12 protein-coding genes and 1 pseudogene are annotated in these 15185 nt (G+C 57.4%); 9 read left to right on the top strand and 4 right to left on the bottom strand.

Annotation, left to right across the window (positions count from 1 at the left end):
- Window positions 1-5 precede the first annotated feature (5 nt).
- The 3 genes from paaE to galU are packed head-to-tail and all read left to right on the top strand — an operon-like array spanning window position 6 to window position 2965.
- Window positions 6-1232 carry a 1,2-phenylacetyl-CoA epoxidase subunit PaaE gene (gene paaE / locus JCQ34_RS14895; protein ID WP_286398634.1) on the top strand — a complete coding sequence of 409 codons (1227 nt, stop codon included), beginning with the start codon at window positions 6-8 and terminating at the stop codon, window positions 1230-1232.
- A 23-nt stretch (window positions 1233-1255) separates the two neighbouring features.
- On the top strand, window positions 1256-2065 hold the full coding sequence (locus tag JCQ34_RS14890; protein WP_286398633.1) for an enoyl-CoA hydratase/isomerase family protein: 810 nt from the start codon (window positions 1256-1258) through the stop codon (window positions 2063-2065).
- A 9-nt stretch (window positions 2066-2074) separates the two neighbouring features.
- The gene (galU, locus tag JCQ34_RS14885; protein ID WP_286398631.1) at window positions 2075-2965 is read left to right on the top strand and encodes a UTP--glucose-1-phosphate uridylyltransferase GalU; all 891 of its coding nucleotides are present in this window, start codon (window positions 2075-2077) and stop codon (window positions 2963-2965) included.
- A gap of 1 nt (window position 2966) precedes the next feature.
- Here galU and JCQ34_RS14880 read toward each other — a convergent pair whose 3' ends face one another.
- The 4 genes from JCQ34_RS14880 to JCQ34_RS14865 form a co-directional block, all read right to left on the bottom strand.
- Window positions 2967-3380: a VanZ family protein gene (locus JCQ34_RS14880; RefSeq protein ID WP_286398629.1), complete on the bottom strand. Its 414-nt coding sequence runs from the start codon at window positions 3378-3380 to the stop codon at window positions 2967-2969.
- 292 nt (window positions 3381-3672) lie between these two features.
- Window positions 3673-4275, bottom strand: a complete 603-nt coding sequence (locus tag JCQ34_RS14875) for an LPXTG cell wall anchor domain-containing protein (RefSeq protein ID WP_286398627.1) — start codon at window positions 4273-4275, stop codon at window positions 3673-3675.
- Window positions 4276-4455: 180 nt separating this feature from the next.
- On the bottom strand, window positions 4456-6351 hold the full coding sequence (locus JCQ34_RS14870; RefSeq protein ID WP_286398626.1) for a DUF4012 domain-containing protein: 1896 nt from the start codon (window positions 6349-6351) through the stop codon (window positions 4456-4458).
- Window positions 6341-7834 (bottom strand): polysaccharide biosynthesis tyrosine autokinase, encoded by a 1494-nt coding sequence (locus JCQ34_RS14865; RefSeq protein WP_286398624.1) that lies wholly within the window; start codon window positions 7832-7834, stop codon window positions 6341-6343. The genes JCQ34_RS14870 and JCQ34_RS14865 overlap by 11 nt, the downstream gene beginning before the upstream one ends.
- A gap of 427 nt (window positions 7835-8261) precedes the next feature.
- Here JCQ34_RS14865 and JCQ34_RS14860 point away from each other — a divergent pair.
- The 6 genes and pseudogenes from JCQ34_RS14860 to JCQ34_RS14835 all read left to right on the top strand — a co-directional run.
- Window positions 8262-8972: pseudogene (locus JCQ34_RS14860) on the top strand (nucleoside-diphosphate sugar epimerase/dehydratase); the annotation flags it as partial.
- Between the two features lie 75 nt (window positions 8973-9047).
- The gene (locus JCQ34_RS14855) at window positions 9048-10103 is read left to right on the top strand and encodes a UDP-N-acetylglucosamine 4,6-dehydratase family protein (RefSeq protein WP_286404542.1); all 1056 of its coding nucleotides are present in this window, start codon (window positions 9048-9050) and stop codon (window positions 10101-10103) included.
- A gap of 14 nt (window positions 10104-10117) precedes the next feature.
- Window positions 10118-11236, top strand: a complete 1119-nt coding sequence (locus JCQ34_RS14850) for a DegT/DnrJ/EryC1/StrS family aminotransferase (RefSeq protein ID WP_350310793.1) — start codon at window positions 10118-10120, stop codon at window positions 11234-11236.
- Window positions 11202-12545: a lipopolysaccharide biosynthesis protein gene (locus JCQ34_RS14845; RefSeq protein ID WP_286398620.1), complete on the top strand. Its 1344-nt coding sequence runs from the start codon at window positions 11202-11204 to the stop codon at window positions 12543-12545. Before JCQ34_RS14850 ends, JCQ34_RS14845 begins: the two co-directional genes overlap by 35 nt.
- Window positions 12546-12610: 65 nt before the next feature.
- Complete coding sequence (locus JCQ34_RS14840; protein ID WP_286398619.1) at window positions 12611-13879, top strand: nucleotide sugar dehydrogenase; 1269 nt, start codon at window positions 12611-12613, stop codon at window positions 13877-13879.
- A 33-nt stretch (window positions 13880-13912) separates the two neighbouring features.
- A complete protein-coding gene (locus JCQ34_RS14835) occupies window positions 13913-15175 on the top strand; it encodes a glycosyltransferase family 4 protein (RefSeq protein ID WP_286398618.1) in 1263 nt (420 codons plus the stop codon).
- Window positions 15176-15185 lie beyond the last annotated feature (10 nt).

Below are 15185 nucleotides of genomic sequence, written 5' to 3'. Positions count from 1 at the left end.
CCACCATGACTGTTGTCCGCCAGACCGCCGCCGAAGAGGCTGAGGCGACCGGCCGCCGTCGTCCGTCCTTCCACACCCTCGAGGTGAAGGAGGTGCGCCGGCTCACCGACGATGCCATCGAGGTCAGCTTCCATGTGCCCGCCGAGCTCGCCGGCAAGTTCGACTACCTGCCCGGCCAGTACGTGGCCCTGCGCACCACGCTGCCGGACGAGACCGGCGAGCCGAAGGAAATCCGCCGCAGCTACTCCATCTGCGCCGAGCCGCGCAGCTTCCCGGACGGCACCAGCGAGATCCGTGTGGCCATCAAGAAGGACCTGGGCGGGCTGTTCTCCACCTGGGCCAACGCCGAGCTGAAGGCGGGGGACACCCTTGACGTGATGAGCCCCATGGGCGCGTTCGTGTCCAAGCACGGCCGGGACGGGCAGGCCGTGGAGCAGAACGTCATGAACTCCATGAACCACCCCGAGGAGCTCGCGGGGGAGCCGGGCAACTTCGTGGCCATCGCGGCTGGGTCGGGCATCACCCCGGTGATCGCCATCGCCCGCACGCTGCTGGCCGCCAACCCGGACACCCGGTTCGACCTGATCTACGCCAACAAGGCCGCCATGGACGTGATGTTCCTGGAGGAGCTGGCGGACCTGAAGGACAAGTACCCGCAGCGGCTGGCCATCCACCACGTGCTGAGCCGTGAGCAGCGGATCGCGCCGCTGCTCTCCGGCCGGATCGACGCGGAGAAGCTGCAGCAGCTGCTGGGCACCGCCCTGCACGCGGACGACGTGGACGAGTGGTTCCTGTGCGGGCCGTTCGAGCTGGTGCAGCTGTGCCGGGACACCCTGGCCGAGCGCGGGGTGAAGCCGGAGAACGTCCGGTTCGAGCTGTTCACGTCCGGCAAGCCGGACCGCCCGGAGGGGCAGGCCGGCCGTCCCGTCATCGTGGACGAGAGCCAGGAGACGTACAAGATCACGTTCAAGCTGGACGGCCTGCAGGGCGAGGTGGCCAGCCCCACGCACGCCCGCGAGTCGATCCTCAACGCTGCCCTGCGGGTGCGCCCGGACGTGCCGTTCGCGTGCGCCGGGGGAGTGTGCGGCACCTGCCGGGCCAAGGTGGTGACCGGCAGCGTGACCATGGACGAGAACTACGCGCTGGAGCAGGATGAGCTGGACAAGGGCTACGTCCTGACCTGCCAGAGCCACCCCACCAGCAAGGAAGTCACGGTCGACTTCGACGTCTAAGTCTTTTTTCACTAAGGAGCTTCATGATTTCCCTTTCCATCAGCAACGGCATCGCCGAGGTCGTGCTGGACGCGCCGCACAAGTTGAACTCACTGGATGAGCAGGCGCTGCGGGACTTAGCACAGGCGTACGACGACGCTGCTGCCGCCGCCTCACGCGGTGAGGTGCGGGCGCTGCTGCTGAGGGGAGAGGGCCGGGCCTTCTGCGCGGGCCGGGACATCGCCGGGGTCACCCCGGAGAGCGACGACGCCGCAGCGTACCTGGGCGGGCTGGTGGAGCCGTTGCTGAAGAAGATGGCCGAGTTTCCGGCGCCGACGTTCGCGGCCGCCCAGGGGGCGTGCCTGGGCGTGGGGCTGGGTCTGCTGCTGGCCACGGACGTGGTGTACGTGGCGGAGAACGCCAAGTTTGGTTCGCCGTTCGCCAAGCTGGGCGCCACGCTGGACTCGGGCGGGCACTGGTACTTCACGGAGCGGCTGGGCATGCACCGGACGCTGGACCTGATTTACACGGCGGATCTGATCTCCGGGGCTGAGGCCGTGGCGCAGGGCATGTTCAGCCGGGCCATGCCGGCTGACTCTTTGCTGGAGTCCACGCGGGCGATTGTCTCGCGGGTGGCTGCCGGCGCTACCGGTGCCTTTGTTGCCTCAAAGGAGCTGGTGGCCCACATCCGTGACCAGCGGCTGGGCCTGTGGCAGGCCATGCAGGAGGAGAACGACGAGCAGGCACGCCTCTGCAAAACCGAGGATTACGCGGAGGGTTTCCGGGCGTTCCAGGAGAAGCGCGAGCCGAAGTTCATGGGCGGAAAATTGCCTTTGTCCGCCGCTGATTTGTAAGGTTCAGCTATGACTAAGGGGAAAGCTATTACCAAAGCCGTCATTCCTGCTGCCGGATTGGGAACACGCTTCCTGCCCGCCACTAAGGCAATGCCGAAGGAAATGCTGCCGGTGGTTGACCGCCCGGCCATCCAGTATGTGGTTGAAGAAGCCATCGATGCGGGCCTTTCGGACCTGCTGATGATCACTGGCCGCAACAAGCGCGCTCTGGAGGACCACTTCGACCGCGAGCCCGGTCTGGAGGCTGCACTTGAGGCCAAGGGCGACAAGACCAAGCTCGGAATGGTGGAGTACGCCTCCAACCTCGGCCCCATCCACTACGTCCGCCAGGGCGAAGCCAAGGGCCTGGGCCATGCTGTGCTCTGCGCCCAGCAGCACGTGGGGGACGAGCCGTTCGCCGTGCTTTTGGGTGACGACCTCATCGACGAGGCCGAGGACCTTCTGAGCACCATGATGGAGGTGCAGCAGAAGACCGGCGGTTCCGTGATTGCACTGATCGAGGTTGATCCCTCACAGATCAGCGCCTACGGCTGCGCTGACGTCACCGCCGTGGAAGGCGAAGACTACGTCCGCGTCAACAGTCTGGTGGAGAAGCCGGCCGTCGCCGACGCGCCGTCCAACCTGGCGGTTATCGGGCGCTACGTTTTGCACCACAAAGTATTCAGCGTCCTGGAGAACACCGAGCCCGGCCGCGGCAACGAGATCCAGCTGACCGACGCCCTGCAGACGCTTGCCGCCGGCGAGGGCGAAGGCTCGGGCGTGTACGGCGTGGTCTTCAAGGGCCGGCGCTATGATACCGGTGACAAGCTGAGCTACCTGAAGGCCGTCATCACCCTCGCATCCGAGCGGGTGGAGTTCGGTGAGGACCTGAAGACCTGGATGAAGACCTTCGTGGGCTAATTCAGCTACTGGCGTTCTTGGGAGGTCCGCTGCCGAATGGCGGCGGGCCTCCCTTTTTCTTCGCCCACAGGGCCAGCACCGCCCCGATGACAGCCCCTGACGTGTTGGTCACGACATCTGACACGCTTGCAAAGCGAGCGTGAAGAAACAGGAGTTGTCCCAATTCGATGCAGCCCGAAATCAGGAGACCGAAACCACCAATTTGCCACCAGCGTTTTGATGGAAATGCTAAGGCGGCTACAAATCCGACGGGGGTAAAGAGAGCCACATTGGCGGCGGCCTCTATGAATGTGTAGTTGAACCAGCGGGGAATCCCATGGCGGTGGAGGAAGGTAAGGACGGACACGAGCTGCCCTGCTACTGGTTTGTCCACGGGCGATGGCCAGAAGGCAACAAGTGCCAGCGGTACGGCCATGGCCACAAGGACTAGCTGCCAGGGCCGCTGACGGTGCAGCAAGCTCAAGCCGGCCTCAGGCGGTCTGCGCAAGGGCGAATGCTGCAGTTCCGAGCGCAGATACAGCTAGAAGGAAAAGAAGTGCGTAGCGCGCCACCTGGGGCAGGGGGAGGGGGATGGAAAAGTCGTACACCCGTGGTTGTCTGCGCCAATGTCTCCCCATAGATCAAATTGATACCACATAAAACAAAAGGTGGGTGCTTCTCCGTTTTCGGAGAAGCACCCACCTTTCTGGTGCTATACAGTGCTGGTGTTATGCAGCAGCCTCTGACTTGTTGCGACGTACCAGGATTACGCCTGCTGCGCCCAGGCCCAGGGCACCAACGCCCGCCGCCCCCCAAAGAAGAAGACTTGCGTCTGCACCGGTGTTAGCGAGACCGCCCGTGTTGGCCAAAGGAGCGCCGCCGGCGGCGTTGCCACCGGTGTTAGCCAAAGAGGCTACAACGGTAACCGTGACGGGTCCAACGGTCACACCCGACGTGTTGCCCGTTGCCGTGAGCGTGTACGTACCAGCCTCGTTGATGGCGATCGGAAGAGCGAAAGCGCCCTGTGCGTCCGCAGTAGTGCTCAGGGTCTGTGCTTCCGTTACGACGCTGATGCGCGCGGCGACGGCGCGGCTACCCGCGATGTTCGCTCCATTTGACGCAGGAGCCTGTCCCGGCGTAACGCGGATGGTCAACGTTTCGCCGGCAAGGAAGCCCTGACCACGGAAAACGAAAGTTTCGCCCGGTCCAACGACACCATCCGAAACAGCGGCCTGCGGCGGAAGAGGCGGGTAGGTAGCAGCCATGGCTGGTGCTGATCCAATGAGCGCAATAGATCCAGCGAGCGCGAGTGCAGTGAGTGTCTTCTTCATGTGTCCCCCCGGAGACGTAAGTTTGATATACCCGAAATTTTGAGGAAGTCCCTCACTGCGCGAGACCTTGCGCAGAACCCGGATAAGTACCCCAAGGAAATGTATCATTTTGTGGGTGCTGGCAGCAACGGAGATTGTGTAGTCCCCGCAAACTCTTCCTAGGCGTGATCAATTTCCGCACTACGGACACTGCTGCGTTTGTAGCAGCCCTGTCACATCCTTGACATCCTGGATAGTGGGGGTAACAGCCAAAGTTGGTTCTGTATCTTGAACCACCTTCAAAAAAGTCATGTCAAGGGTGGTAGTTTCCCCAGCTGCAAGCCGTGCGGAGACGATTCCTACTGGTCGGCCCCTGTGCATATAGGAACCCAGGCCAATCTTGGTGCCATTTTGGGTGGCTGTGTCGACGTGCGCCTGAGCGGGGCCATAAACAACGACGTTAGTTTGGACAGAGCCTGCTGGGACGCCGAACCTACCCCCGCCAGTTATGGCTGCAGGCAAAGCGGACGCTGCGTCGGCAGGGGCCGTGTTGCTTAACTCGACTCTTACGTTGAACTCAGCGTATCCGTCACTGGTGCACGTTTTCGTGAGTTGCACCTTACGGCGCATGTAGAAGTCCATTTTGGCCCCAGTGCCATCATTGAAGTAAACACCAAATGACGCACCACCTTGGCTGGGCCCTGATATGGATCCTCCCAAGGGGATATCCATGAGAATGTCTTGCTCTTCTTTATGACTACTCCACACATGAAGCCGATTTTCTTCGTAGCCAGAAGAGAGCGACTTGAGGAGAGCTGGGCCGTTGACCTTGCCGGAGCTGAGCGCGTCAAAGACGGAGTGTGAAGCAGCGGCATAGTAGGCATCTTGAGACTCATTCGTCTCAAGGCGCTTGTACACCTCATTCAGAAGTGTCGGAACCACATTTTCTGAGGACAGTGTTGTTGGTAGGCCTCTGCCGGTCGCGGCGGGACTAACTCCAGACACTGGGATGGGTCCGGAAGCCTTAAGTAGGTGAGCCAGGACAATTGGATCCATTGCCACGACTCCGTCAATGTGACCCCCGTAGCGTCTTTCCCACATACCTTTTGCGGTGCTCGCTGCCGTCGGGAAGTCAGGAGTTAGGTTAACATCCCCGATAAAGGCTCCTAAGCGAGTTGAAAAGATATCCGTTTGCTCTTTATCAACCGAAAGCGGCGGGTTTGTGCGTCCAAAGGCTGACCCCGTAGATTCTGAGACGAGCTCAACCGATCCTTCATCTATACGTATGAGGGCCAGAACACCAGAAAGGCCGCCAGTAGCCCTGACCTCGGCATTGTTTTGTACTAGTACAAGGTAGTTCCGTGGTTCGTCTGAGCCGAGCATCGAGGGTAGCAAAGCTGACGCTTGGCTAAGCGCCTGCACTGAACGATTGAGCTCTGCCAATTCCTGGGTTGCACGAGCTAGGGGCGAGGCGACCTGGGGAAGCAAGTCTCTGGTCTCAATCGTACGTATGCGTTGATAGGTCAGATCTAGGGTACGTGCCGCAGCTTGCACGTTCGGCGCTGCTTGCCGCAGCGGTTCAATGTCAACGTGTCCATGCACTGGGCCGAGCGCAGCAAAATTGAGTGTCTTTGTGGTCTTAAAGAGAGACTGTCCTGAGCCTGCGGCTACTTCATCAGCCGCAACCGCAAGCTCGCTTACCACCGAGAAATTACGCCCGACTCCGGGGACTGTCGAGGCGATCTTCCACAGGGGATCGGTGCTCGCTTCCCTTGCCTTACCAGTGTGGGCAACAAGCGCTTCCAGGGTGGTCTGTGAACCGGACGTATTCTGTGACGCAATCTCCGTCTTTAGCTGAGGCATCAGCGCGACAGCAGAATTCAGCTCGTCGCCTATTAGTTCCGCCCGGCTTAGAAGCCATAGACTTCCTGCGGTTCCTGCTACCGCCACGACGCCGGCGATGGCGCAGATGCGTCGACCAAGCTTGCGCCTTCGGGAATGTTTTCGCTCTACGGGGCTTTCGTCAGCGCCATCTTTCGTCCTCAGTTCCGCTGCATTCCCAGAGTGGGCAGGGCCTTGCGCTGCGTCATTCGCCATTCCGGCTCCTGCTGCCCGCACTTCTGAGCTGCGATTCGCGACGTGGCTCCCCCTTCAGAATCCTTTCGAAATCATGATTTCCGCCAAGGGAACCGATTCCGGCTGCTGGTGTTGGGACGCCCGCGCTGCCGAGGCGGTCATTGCCGTAGTAGCTGTAGGCGTACGCATCGGGCCCCTTCGCAGGGAGCCGATTCAGCACCACGCCGAGCAGATCAGCGTCCACCATTTCCAGCGCGGCAAGTGATTTTTGAACATCTGTTGCTCTTACTTTCTGAGACCCGACAACAAGAACAACTCCCCCGACCTGTTGAGCCAAGACTGCGGCGTCCGTAACCGGCAGCAAGGGAGGAGCGTCGATGATCACAGCGTCGAAGCTTTCTTCAAGCCGCCCTACCAGCTGGTGCATTCTTTCTGACCCCAGGAGTTCGCTTGGGTTTGGCGGAACCTGTCCCGAAGCCAACACATAAAGCTTGTTTTCGCCCCATGGCTGTAGGACATCTTCTAGGTTCGCGTCTCCAATAAGAACAGTGGTAAGACCTACGTTCCGCTCCAGGCCCAAGTACTCTGCGACCATAGGACGCCTAAGATCAGCGTCTACAAGAGCGACGGTCTGTCCAGCCTGCGAGAGGGCGATAGCTAGGTTGGTAGCAGTTGTGCTTTTTCCCTCGCCGGGTAAGGACGAGGTCATAAGTACTGTCTTTGACTGGTTGCTAACATGAGCAAATTGAAGGTTGGTCCTGAGTTGACGGAAGGATTCGGCGCGGGGACTTTGCGGCGGAGCCTGAGTTAGCAGGGGTTTCTTCGTGGCGTCGGCGTCGAAGCTGATACCCCCAAGAATAGGGGCGTCGGTAATCTTATGAACATCAATTTCACCGCGGACGCGGGTATCCAAGACGGAACGCAGTGCAACATAGCCCAATCCGAGAGCAAAGCCTGCGAGCAAGCCGATAAGTACGTTCAGTCGGACGTTTGGAGAAACGGGTGAGCTAGCAGCTGTTGCCGGAGTAACTATCGACAACTTGACCGGGGAAACACCACCGGCTGCGGGCTTCTCAAGCACATCCACGGTATTGACCAGGCTGGCACTGACAGCCTGGGCAATCGCTGCAGCTCGTGTGGGGGACTCATCGGACACCGAGATGCTGATGAGAACCGTGTTGGCATCAGCGGTTGCCGAGATCTTTCCCGCCAGAGACGCAGGCGTGTCCGCTAGTCCGAGGCTGTCTATTACTGGCTGCAGAACCGCCGGAGTGGTGACTGTTTCTACATAGGATCGAACGCGAGCCTGCGTAAATACATTGCCTTGCTGCAACTCGGCGACGGACGAAGAATTCTGCAGCGCCACGAAGAGCTTGGTTTGTGACACGTATCTTGGCTTTACCAAGAGGGACGCAGCACCCGCTATTAGAACGCCAAGCAATATGGCAGCCACAATGACCAACCAGTTTCTTCGGAGCACGCGCAAATAGTCCTTCAGCTCCAAGACGAGCCCCCTCTTTAAGAATTTCCCTCGACACAGACCGCCTTAGCTTACCGGAGGCAACGGCTGCCCACCTATGGGCTGCGGGGCCGGCGGGGCTGCTTCTCAGTCATCCTAGACAAGCAGCGCAAAGTACTCGTCATCTTTGTCACTCGATCTTTCACTAGTTCGGGATCAGGTATCCTGAAGCGCGAAAGCTTCCACCCGCACGGCAAAACATGAAAACGTGGGCTGGATCGCATCGGAATGGGGGTCCGAAGAAATGACAAACGCGTTTCAGCGACGTTGAGTCCTGTGACAGGCAGCGGGCCTGACTCTGAGACCACGATGAAACCTAGCCTCTGGCCGGGCTGCAATTGCCGCCCTTGATGCTTCAGGGCTTCCAAACTCACCTGGCCATTAGGGCCGCCAACGAAACATATGGGGAAAGATGCAGTCCAACAAACCGAAGGCGCTCCGGCGCGGTGACGGGGGCGGCGCCGTTCGTCTTGCTCATCGCGTCCTTCAATTCTCAGTCGACGCTGAAGCGTGGGTAATCGCACTGACGTTTGCGGTTCTCTTTCGCTTCGATTTCGCGGCTGACAAGATCAGTTGGGTCGATCTTGGGGTGCTTGCCCTCCTCGCGGTGGTCCTGCAAGCATTGCTGGGATGGTCCTTTGCCCTTTATAGAGGGCGTCACCAGCAGGGAACATTCCACGAAGCACAGACTCTGCTTACGACTGTCCTGTCGGTTGCAGCCCTCTTGGTGATTGTTAATGCCTTCGTTTTGGGCCCGACAGGTCTCCCGCGGAGCGCTGCCCTAATCGCCCTGCCTATCGCATTTGTTATAATGGGCGGAAGCCGATATTTGCAGCGACTACTGGCAGAGCGCAAATTGATGCCTCGAGATGCTGCTGAACGAACTTTGGTTTATGGAGCCGGGCAGACAGGTGCCTATCTCGTTAGGCGAATGCTGACTGAGCCTACTTCTGAGTACCTTCCGGTGGGGCTTCTGGACGACGACCCGTACAAAAGGCACCTCCGGTTGTCGAATGTGCCAGTCATTGGACCGGGGGCCCAACTAGTCCAACTAGCTGAGCGAACACAGGCAACAGCTCTGGTCCTCTGTATAGCTCGGGCTGATGCTGACTTTATTCGAGACGTATCTGATCTGGCGGACAAGGCTGGGCTCCGTCTTATAGTCCTTCCTGTGCTGTCGCAAATACTCCAAGGAGGGATGAGCCTCCAGGACCTCCGCGACGTCGCGATTGAGGACCTCATTGGACGGCACCCAGTAGATACGGCGATTGAGGCGGTTGCCGGTTATATCGAGGGGAAAAGAGTCTTGGTCACGGGCGCCGGGGGTTCAATAGGCGCGGAGCTTTGCCGACAGCTCGCAAGATTCTCTCCGGACGAACTGATAATGCTCGATCGGGATGAGTCCGGGTTGCACGGGGTGCAGATGTCTATCTCAGGGCATGGACTCCTCGATAGCGACGACGTTGTCCTTGCTGATATTCGCGATGAAAAGGCCCTGCAGAGCATCTTTCAGCAGCGCCGGCCGCAAGTTGTCTTCCACGCCGCAGCCCTCAAACATCTCCCTATGCTTGAGCAGTATCCCGGAGAAGCTTGGAAAACAAACGTGCTCGGGACCCTGAACGTACTCAAAGCTGCAAGAGACGCAAATGTCGAGACATTTATTAACGTGTCCACGGACAAAGCCGCAAATCCCATCAGCGTTTTGGGGCATTCCAAGCGGGTTGCTGAAAAGCTTACGGCCTGGGCGGCCGCGAACTCAGCCGGGAACTATCTTTCAGTTCGTTTCGGAAATGTCATTGGTAGCAGAGGATCCATGCTGCCCACGTTTATCGCACAAATAGAATCCGGTGGTCCGGTTACCGTAACTGACCCGGGTGTGACTCGCTACTTCATGACTATTCCCGAAGCTTGCCAATTGGTTATCCAGGCTGGCGCAATAGGGCGGCCTGGTGAAGTTTTGATCCTCGATATGGGGCACCCAGTAAAGATCCTAGATATTGCCAAGCGCATGATCGCTAAGTCGGGAAGGTCAATTGATATCGTCTTCACGGGCTTGCGTGAGGGGGAGAAGCTTCACGAGGAGCTAATTGGCACATCAGAAAGCGACGAACGGCCGTTTCACCCGCAAATAACGCACAATCTTGTTCCTCCTATCGACCCCGAAAATCTCGAACATGAGAAATGGGTGCCTACAAGTTCACGACAACAGGACCCATCTAAGCCCTACACTGCTTCTGGATTGGGGGAGCGATGAGTTCGAGGATTTACATGTCTTCTCCCGATGTGGGCGAAACGGAAGAGTACTACATGTCGCGTGCCTTCCACTCTGGATGGATTGCGCCCTTAGGGCCTGATGTCGACAAGTTCGAATTAGAAGTTGCGGAGCGTGTGGGTAGGTCCCATGCTGTGGCGTTGAGCTCCGGCACTGCAGCACTGCATTTGGCGCTTCTGGCCCATGGCGTAGGGCCGGGCACTGTTTGTCTTACATCGACGATGACGTTCGCAGCTACAGCTAACGCAATAACCTACACAGGGGCAGCACCTGTCTTTATAGATTGTGATGCAGCTACCGGCAACATGGATCCAGCGCTTTTGGCGAAGGCTGCGGAAGATCTGACGGCGGGGGGCAAGACAATCTCGGCCGTTGTTCCAGTGGATTTGCTCGGCAAAGCCGTTGACTACGGAGCGATCAGCGCCATTGCATCCAAATACGATGTTCCAGTCGTTGCTGACGCTGCCGAGTCGATGGGTGCCCAGCATCAGGATAGGGCGGCAGGAGCTTGGGGCGATTCGGCGATCTTTTCATTCAACGGAAATAAGATCATGACTACGTCCGGCGGGGGCATGCTTCTTACGGACGATGAGCAGATCGCATCTCGGGCTCGGTATCTTGCCACTCAAGCGCGCCAGCCTGTGGCACATTACGAACATACTGAGGTGGGCTACAACTATCGCCTCAGTAATCTGCTGGCGGCGTTAGGGCGGGCACAATTAGCCCGACTGGACGACATGATCGAGCGCCGGAGGAATATCCGTACTTTTTATAAATCTCTGTTTGATCAGGTTCCCGGGGTTGAGATATTTGGTGCCCAAGATGACTTTCAAGACAACTGCTGGTTAACTTCCGTCCTAGTGGATCCTGCGTTGGCTGGCTTCGGTCCATCTGACTTGATTTCGGTGCTTTCTGAGCAGAACATCGAGAGTAGACCGCTGTGGAAGCCTATGCATCTTCAACCAGTTTTTGAGCGTAACCTTGCCTACACAAATGGTTCATCCGAATACTTGTTTGCGCATGGCGTAACGCTGCCGAGTGGATCTAGTCTGTCGCAGTCGGATCTGCAACGAGTACAAGATGTCATTCGCAAGTTCATTGCTTCGACTCGGTAAGCCTGGACTATTGGATGGGGAAGAGGCCAGCGGCTTGGCGATGACTAAGCAACCCAATGAGGACGTCGCCCATAGAGAGCCTCGCTTGCGGAGGATTTGGAAGAAGGGATCAACAACCTTCCAACTATTGGTGGTTCAACTTGTCACTGCTGGGACAGCCTTTGTTGTCAACATTTTCTCAGCCACTGTAATGCCGCCGGAGGGTAGAGGTTACCTTGCGCTACTCGTACAAATTACATATCTACTGACGGTTGCAGCTATGTTGGGCATTGAGCGTCCATACATAGCTGACAGACAAGCGGATTTCGGTGACGCACTGTACGAGCTGGTTCGGCTGCTTCGCCCAGGCTACCTTCTGGCAGTGCTGATTATTTCGGCCGTTGCCACATTTGCTGTGCCCGATAGCCAAGGACTGCTGGTTGCAGTGCTCTTGGTAGTGGTCTATTTGGTAGGGAACGTCTGTGCGCGACTCGTGCGAACAAGCTATATCGCCAGTGGGAGCGTTTCGCCGTTCCTAACAGTGTCTATCTCCACCCAAATTTTCCTTTTGGCCGCTTCGGCCTACTTACTATTCACGGCCAATAGCTCTCCGCAGCATTGGTTCCTCGCCTATGGTTTGTCTGGTTTGATTGCGCTCGTCGTTGTTGCTGTAGCTGTTGTAAAGAGGGCGCGTGCGGGGGTTAGACGTGCCGAAGAGCGCCGCATACGCAGAGAGGGGTTATACCTTCTACCGGCCTCTTTCGGCAACACCGCTATGCTACGTTCTGATCGTCTGCTCCTGCCGGCTCTGGCTTCGAACGCTCAGCTAGGCATTTACGTGGTGGTTGCGACGACTATGGAGCTCGCGTCGTGGCCAATTCAGAACTGGGTCGACGCGTCCTTGAATAAGTGGCGCAATGATGGTCGAAGCGCGATCGGCGGGCGCGGGTTGATGGTCAAGGCAGTGGCTGCCACCACTGTACTTTCAGTTCTTATGGGTATAGCAAGCTTAATTTTTATCGAGTATTTCCTGAACGACTCGTACGCGGACTCAAAGACGCTCATCGTCCCCCTCGGACTAGCTGCTGTCATATATTCAGCGAGCAGGGTGCAGCAAGGTTTGATGATTGCGAATGGTATGACCAAGTCTGTATCTTTCGCTGAGCTTATTGGGATGGCTGTTTCCGTCGGGGGATATGTCTTGCTTATCCCGCTATTAGGGGCTTTTGGAGCAGCAGCAGCTTCGGCAGTAGGCTACGGCACTTGTCTCATTGCGGGTCTTGTCCTGAGCCGTCGAGAGTTGGGCGCCATACGTACGCGGAAGTTGTGACCCTATGTGCATACAACATGTTTTTCGCGGCTAGTCCAGCGCTAGCCATATCAAGAGGAGTGAGCGTGACTGTAAAACGTCAGAAAGTTGTCGTCATCGGGCAGGGTTATGTTGGTCTTCCCGTCGCCATGAGATCTGTCCAGGTTGGGTATCAGGTCGTGGGCTTGGAAGTCGACAAGCGCCGGGTAGATGGCTTGATGTTAGGGGAGTCCTACGTTGAAGACGTCCCAAACACCGAGCTTGCGGAAGCAGTCCGGAGTGGGTCTTATCGCGCGTCATTGGATTATGTGGATGCCGCGGACTTCGACTACGCCGTAATCACTGTTCCTACGCCCCTCCGAGAGAGCATTCCTGACCTCAGCTTTATTGAGGAGGCAGCGCGATCCCTGGCCGCATACGTTAGTCCTGGATCGACTGTGATTCTCGAATCCACAACTTATCCTGGGACGACCGAGGAATTACTCGTACCTTTACTGGAGGCTGGGTCAGGGCTCTGCGCTGGCGAAGACTTTTATGTCGGATATAGCCCAGAGAGAATCGACCCCGGCAACAAGACTTGGGGGTTCGTAGAGACGCCCAAAATCGTGAGTGGCACGGGTGCCGAAGCACTTCGTCGAGTCAAGACGTTCTATGACTCAATAGTTGACACTACCGTGCCGGTATCGTCGCCAAAAGAAGCTGAGCTTGCCAAGCTTCTTGAGAACACCTTTCGCCATGTCAACATCGCTCTTGTAAACGAGATGGCGGTTTTTGCCAACCAGCTAGGCGTGAACATATGGGAAGCAATTGAAGCGGCAAGCAGCAAGCCGTTCGGCTTCATGAAGTTCACTCCGGGTCCAGGCGTTGGAGGTCATTGCCTTCCGGTTGACCCCAGCTACCTCTCCTGGCAGGTACGCAGGAAACTCGGCCAGAATTTCCGCTTTGTGGAGCTTGCCAACGACATAAATGACCATATGCCTGATTATGTGCTGCAGCGTCTGATGTTGATGTTGAACGATCGAAAGCGCGCCCTTTCGGGTTCCAAAATCCTTCTTGCCGGGCTGGCATACAAGAAGGATTCTGGTGACATCCGCGAATCTCCGGCACTCCGGCTCATTGAGCTTCTGCAAGGAGCGGGAGTGGAGGTATGGGGTATGGATACTCATGTCGAGAATTACCGCTGGCCAGATGGTGTCCAATCGGTCGAGGCGACCAGGGAAGTCTTCCAAGCCGCGACTGCCGTAGTTCTCGTAACAGACCATAGTGATATCGACTATGCGCTCATGGTCGAGTCCTCCGACCTGATCTTAGACACTCGCAATAAGTTGCGCGGCCCCAATGTCGAAACTCTTTAGCGCGAAGCACCACGCGTTCAGAGGAAGTATGCCATGAGAATTATCTATCTCCATCAATATTTCACTACTGCAGACTCAGCTGGCGGCACCCGGTCATACGAATTTGCTCGCCGCTTAGTCCGCGATGGCCACGAGGTCCATGTTGTCACTTCGGACCGCAACGCTTCAGTACCTTCAAGCACCTGGAACGTCCAGCCTATTGAGGGCATTTCGGTTCATGCAATAGGCCAGCCGTATAGCAATTCAATGAAACCGAGGCAGAGAGTCATAGCTTTCCTGAACTTTGCTATTCGTTCGGCATTGCGCGCCAGGTCTCTCCGAGGCGATCTCATTTTTGCGACCAGCACTCCGTTGACGATCGTTTTGCCGGCCTTGTACGCGATGCTGGGACGGCGCGTGCCGTTTGTTATGGAAGTTCGTGATCTTTGGCCGTCAGTGCCTATTGCGTTGGGTTATCTGCGCAATCCACTCTTTCGATTTCTTGCGGTTGTCCTCGAGCGCGTCGCCTATTCAAAGGCTACACACATAATTGCCTTGTCAGACGACATGGCTTCAGGAGTAGTTGCGACCGGAGTGCCTAGTAGCAAAGTATCCGTTGTTACCAACATGAGTGATGTCGATCGCTTTCGTCGAGGAGATTCCCAATCGTCTTGGTTCCTGGGTCGCTACCCTCAACTGGCTGGTCGCCCGTTTGTGGTTTACACGGGGACGTTTGGCCGGGTGAACGGCGTCGACTACATGGTTCGCTTGGCAGCCTCTTACAAGAAGGTGGATCCCAGACTTGCATTCGTAGCTATGGGTGAAGGCGCCGAGCTGAGCACTGTGATTGAACTCGCTCGCGAATTGGGGGTTCTTGACAAGAACTTCTTCGTGCTTGAACAGGTCCCGAAGAAGGATTTGCCGGAAGTACTTTCCGCTGCGTTGGCTTGTTCTTCTTGGGTGATACCCGTCAAGGAGCTGGAGGCCAATTCTGCTAACAAGCTATTCGACGCTTTTGCAGCCGGGCGCCCTATGCTGATCAATCATGGCGGATGGCAACAGAAGCTGCTCGAATCCACAGGCGCGGGTCTTTCTCTTGATGCGCATGATACTGAACTGGCAGCTCGACAGTTGCACAAACATGTCAGCGATAGCGGGTGGCTTGCATCAGCACGCTCTGCATCTGCAGAGCTAGGGCGCGAGCGATTCGGCCTACACCAGTTATACACAAAGTTTCGCAACGTATTAGAATGCGCCGTTGCTGTGAGTCCCTCATCTAGCACAGCAACCGACTCCGCTAGAGCGAGCCAGCTATGAAATTCTTTTG

Source organism: Pseudarthrobacter defluvii (assembly GCF_030323865.1).
GTDB lineage: Bacteria > Actinomycetota > Actinomycetes > Actinomycetales > Micrococcaceae > Arthrobacter > Arthrobacter sedimenti.
This window is presented reverse-complemented; position numbering and strand designations above follow the sequence as displayed.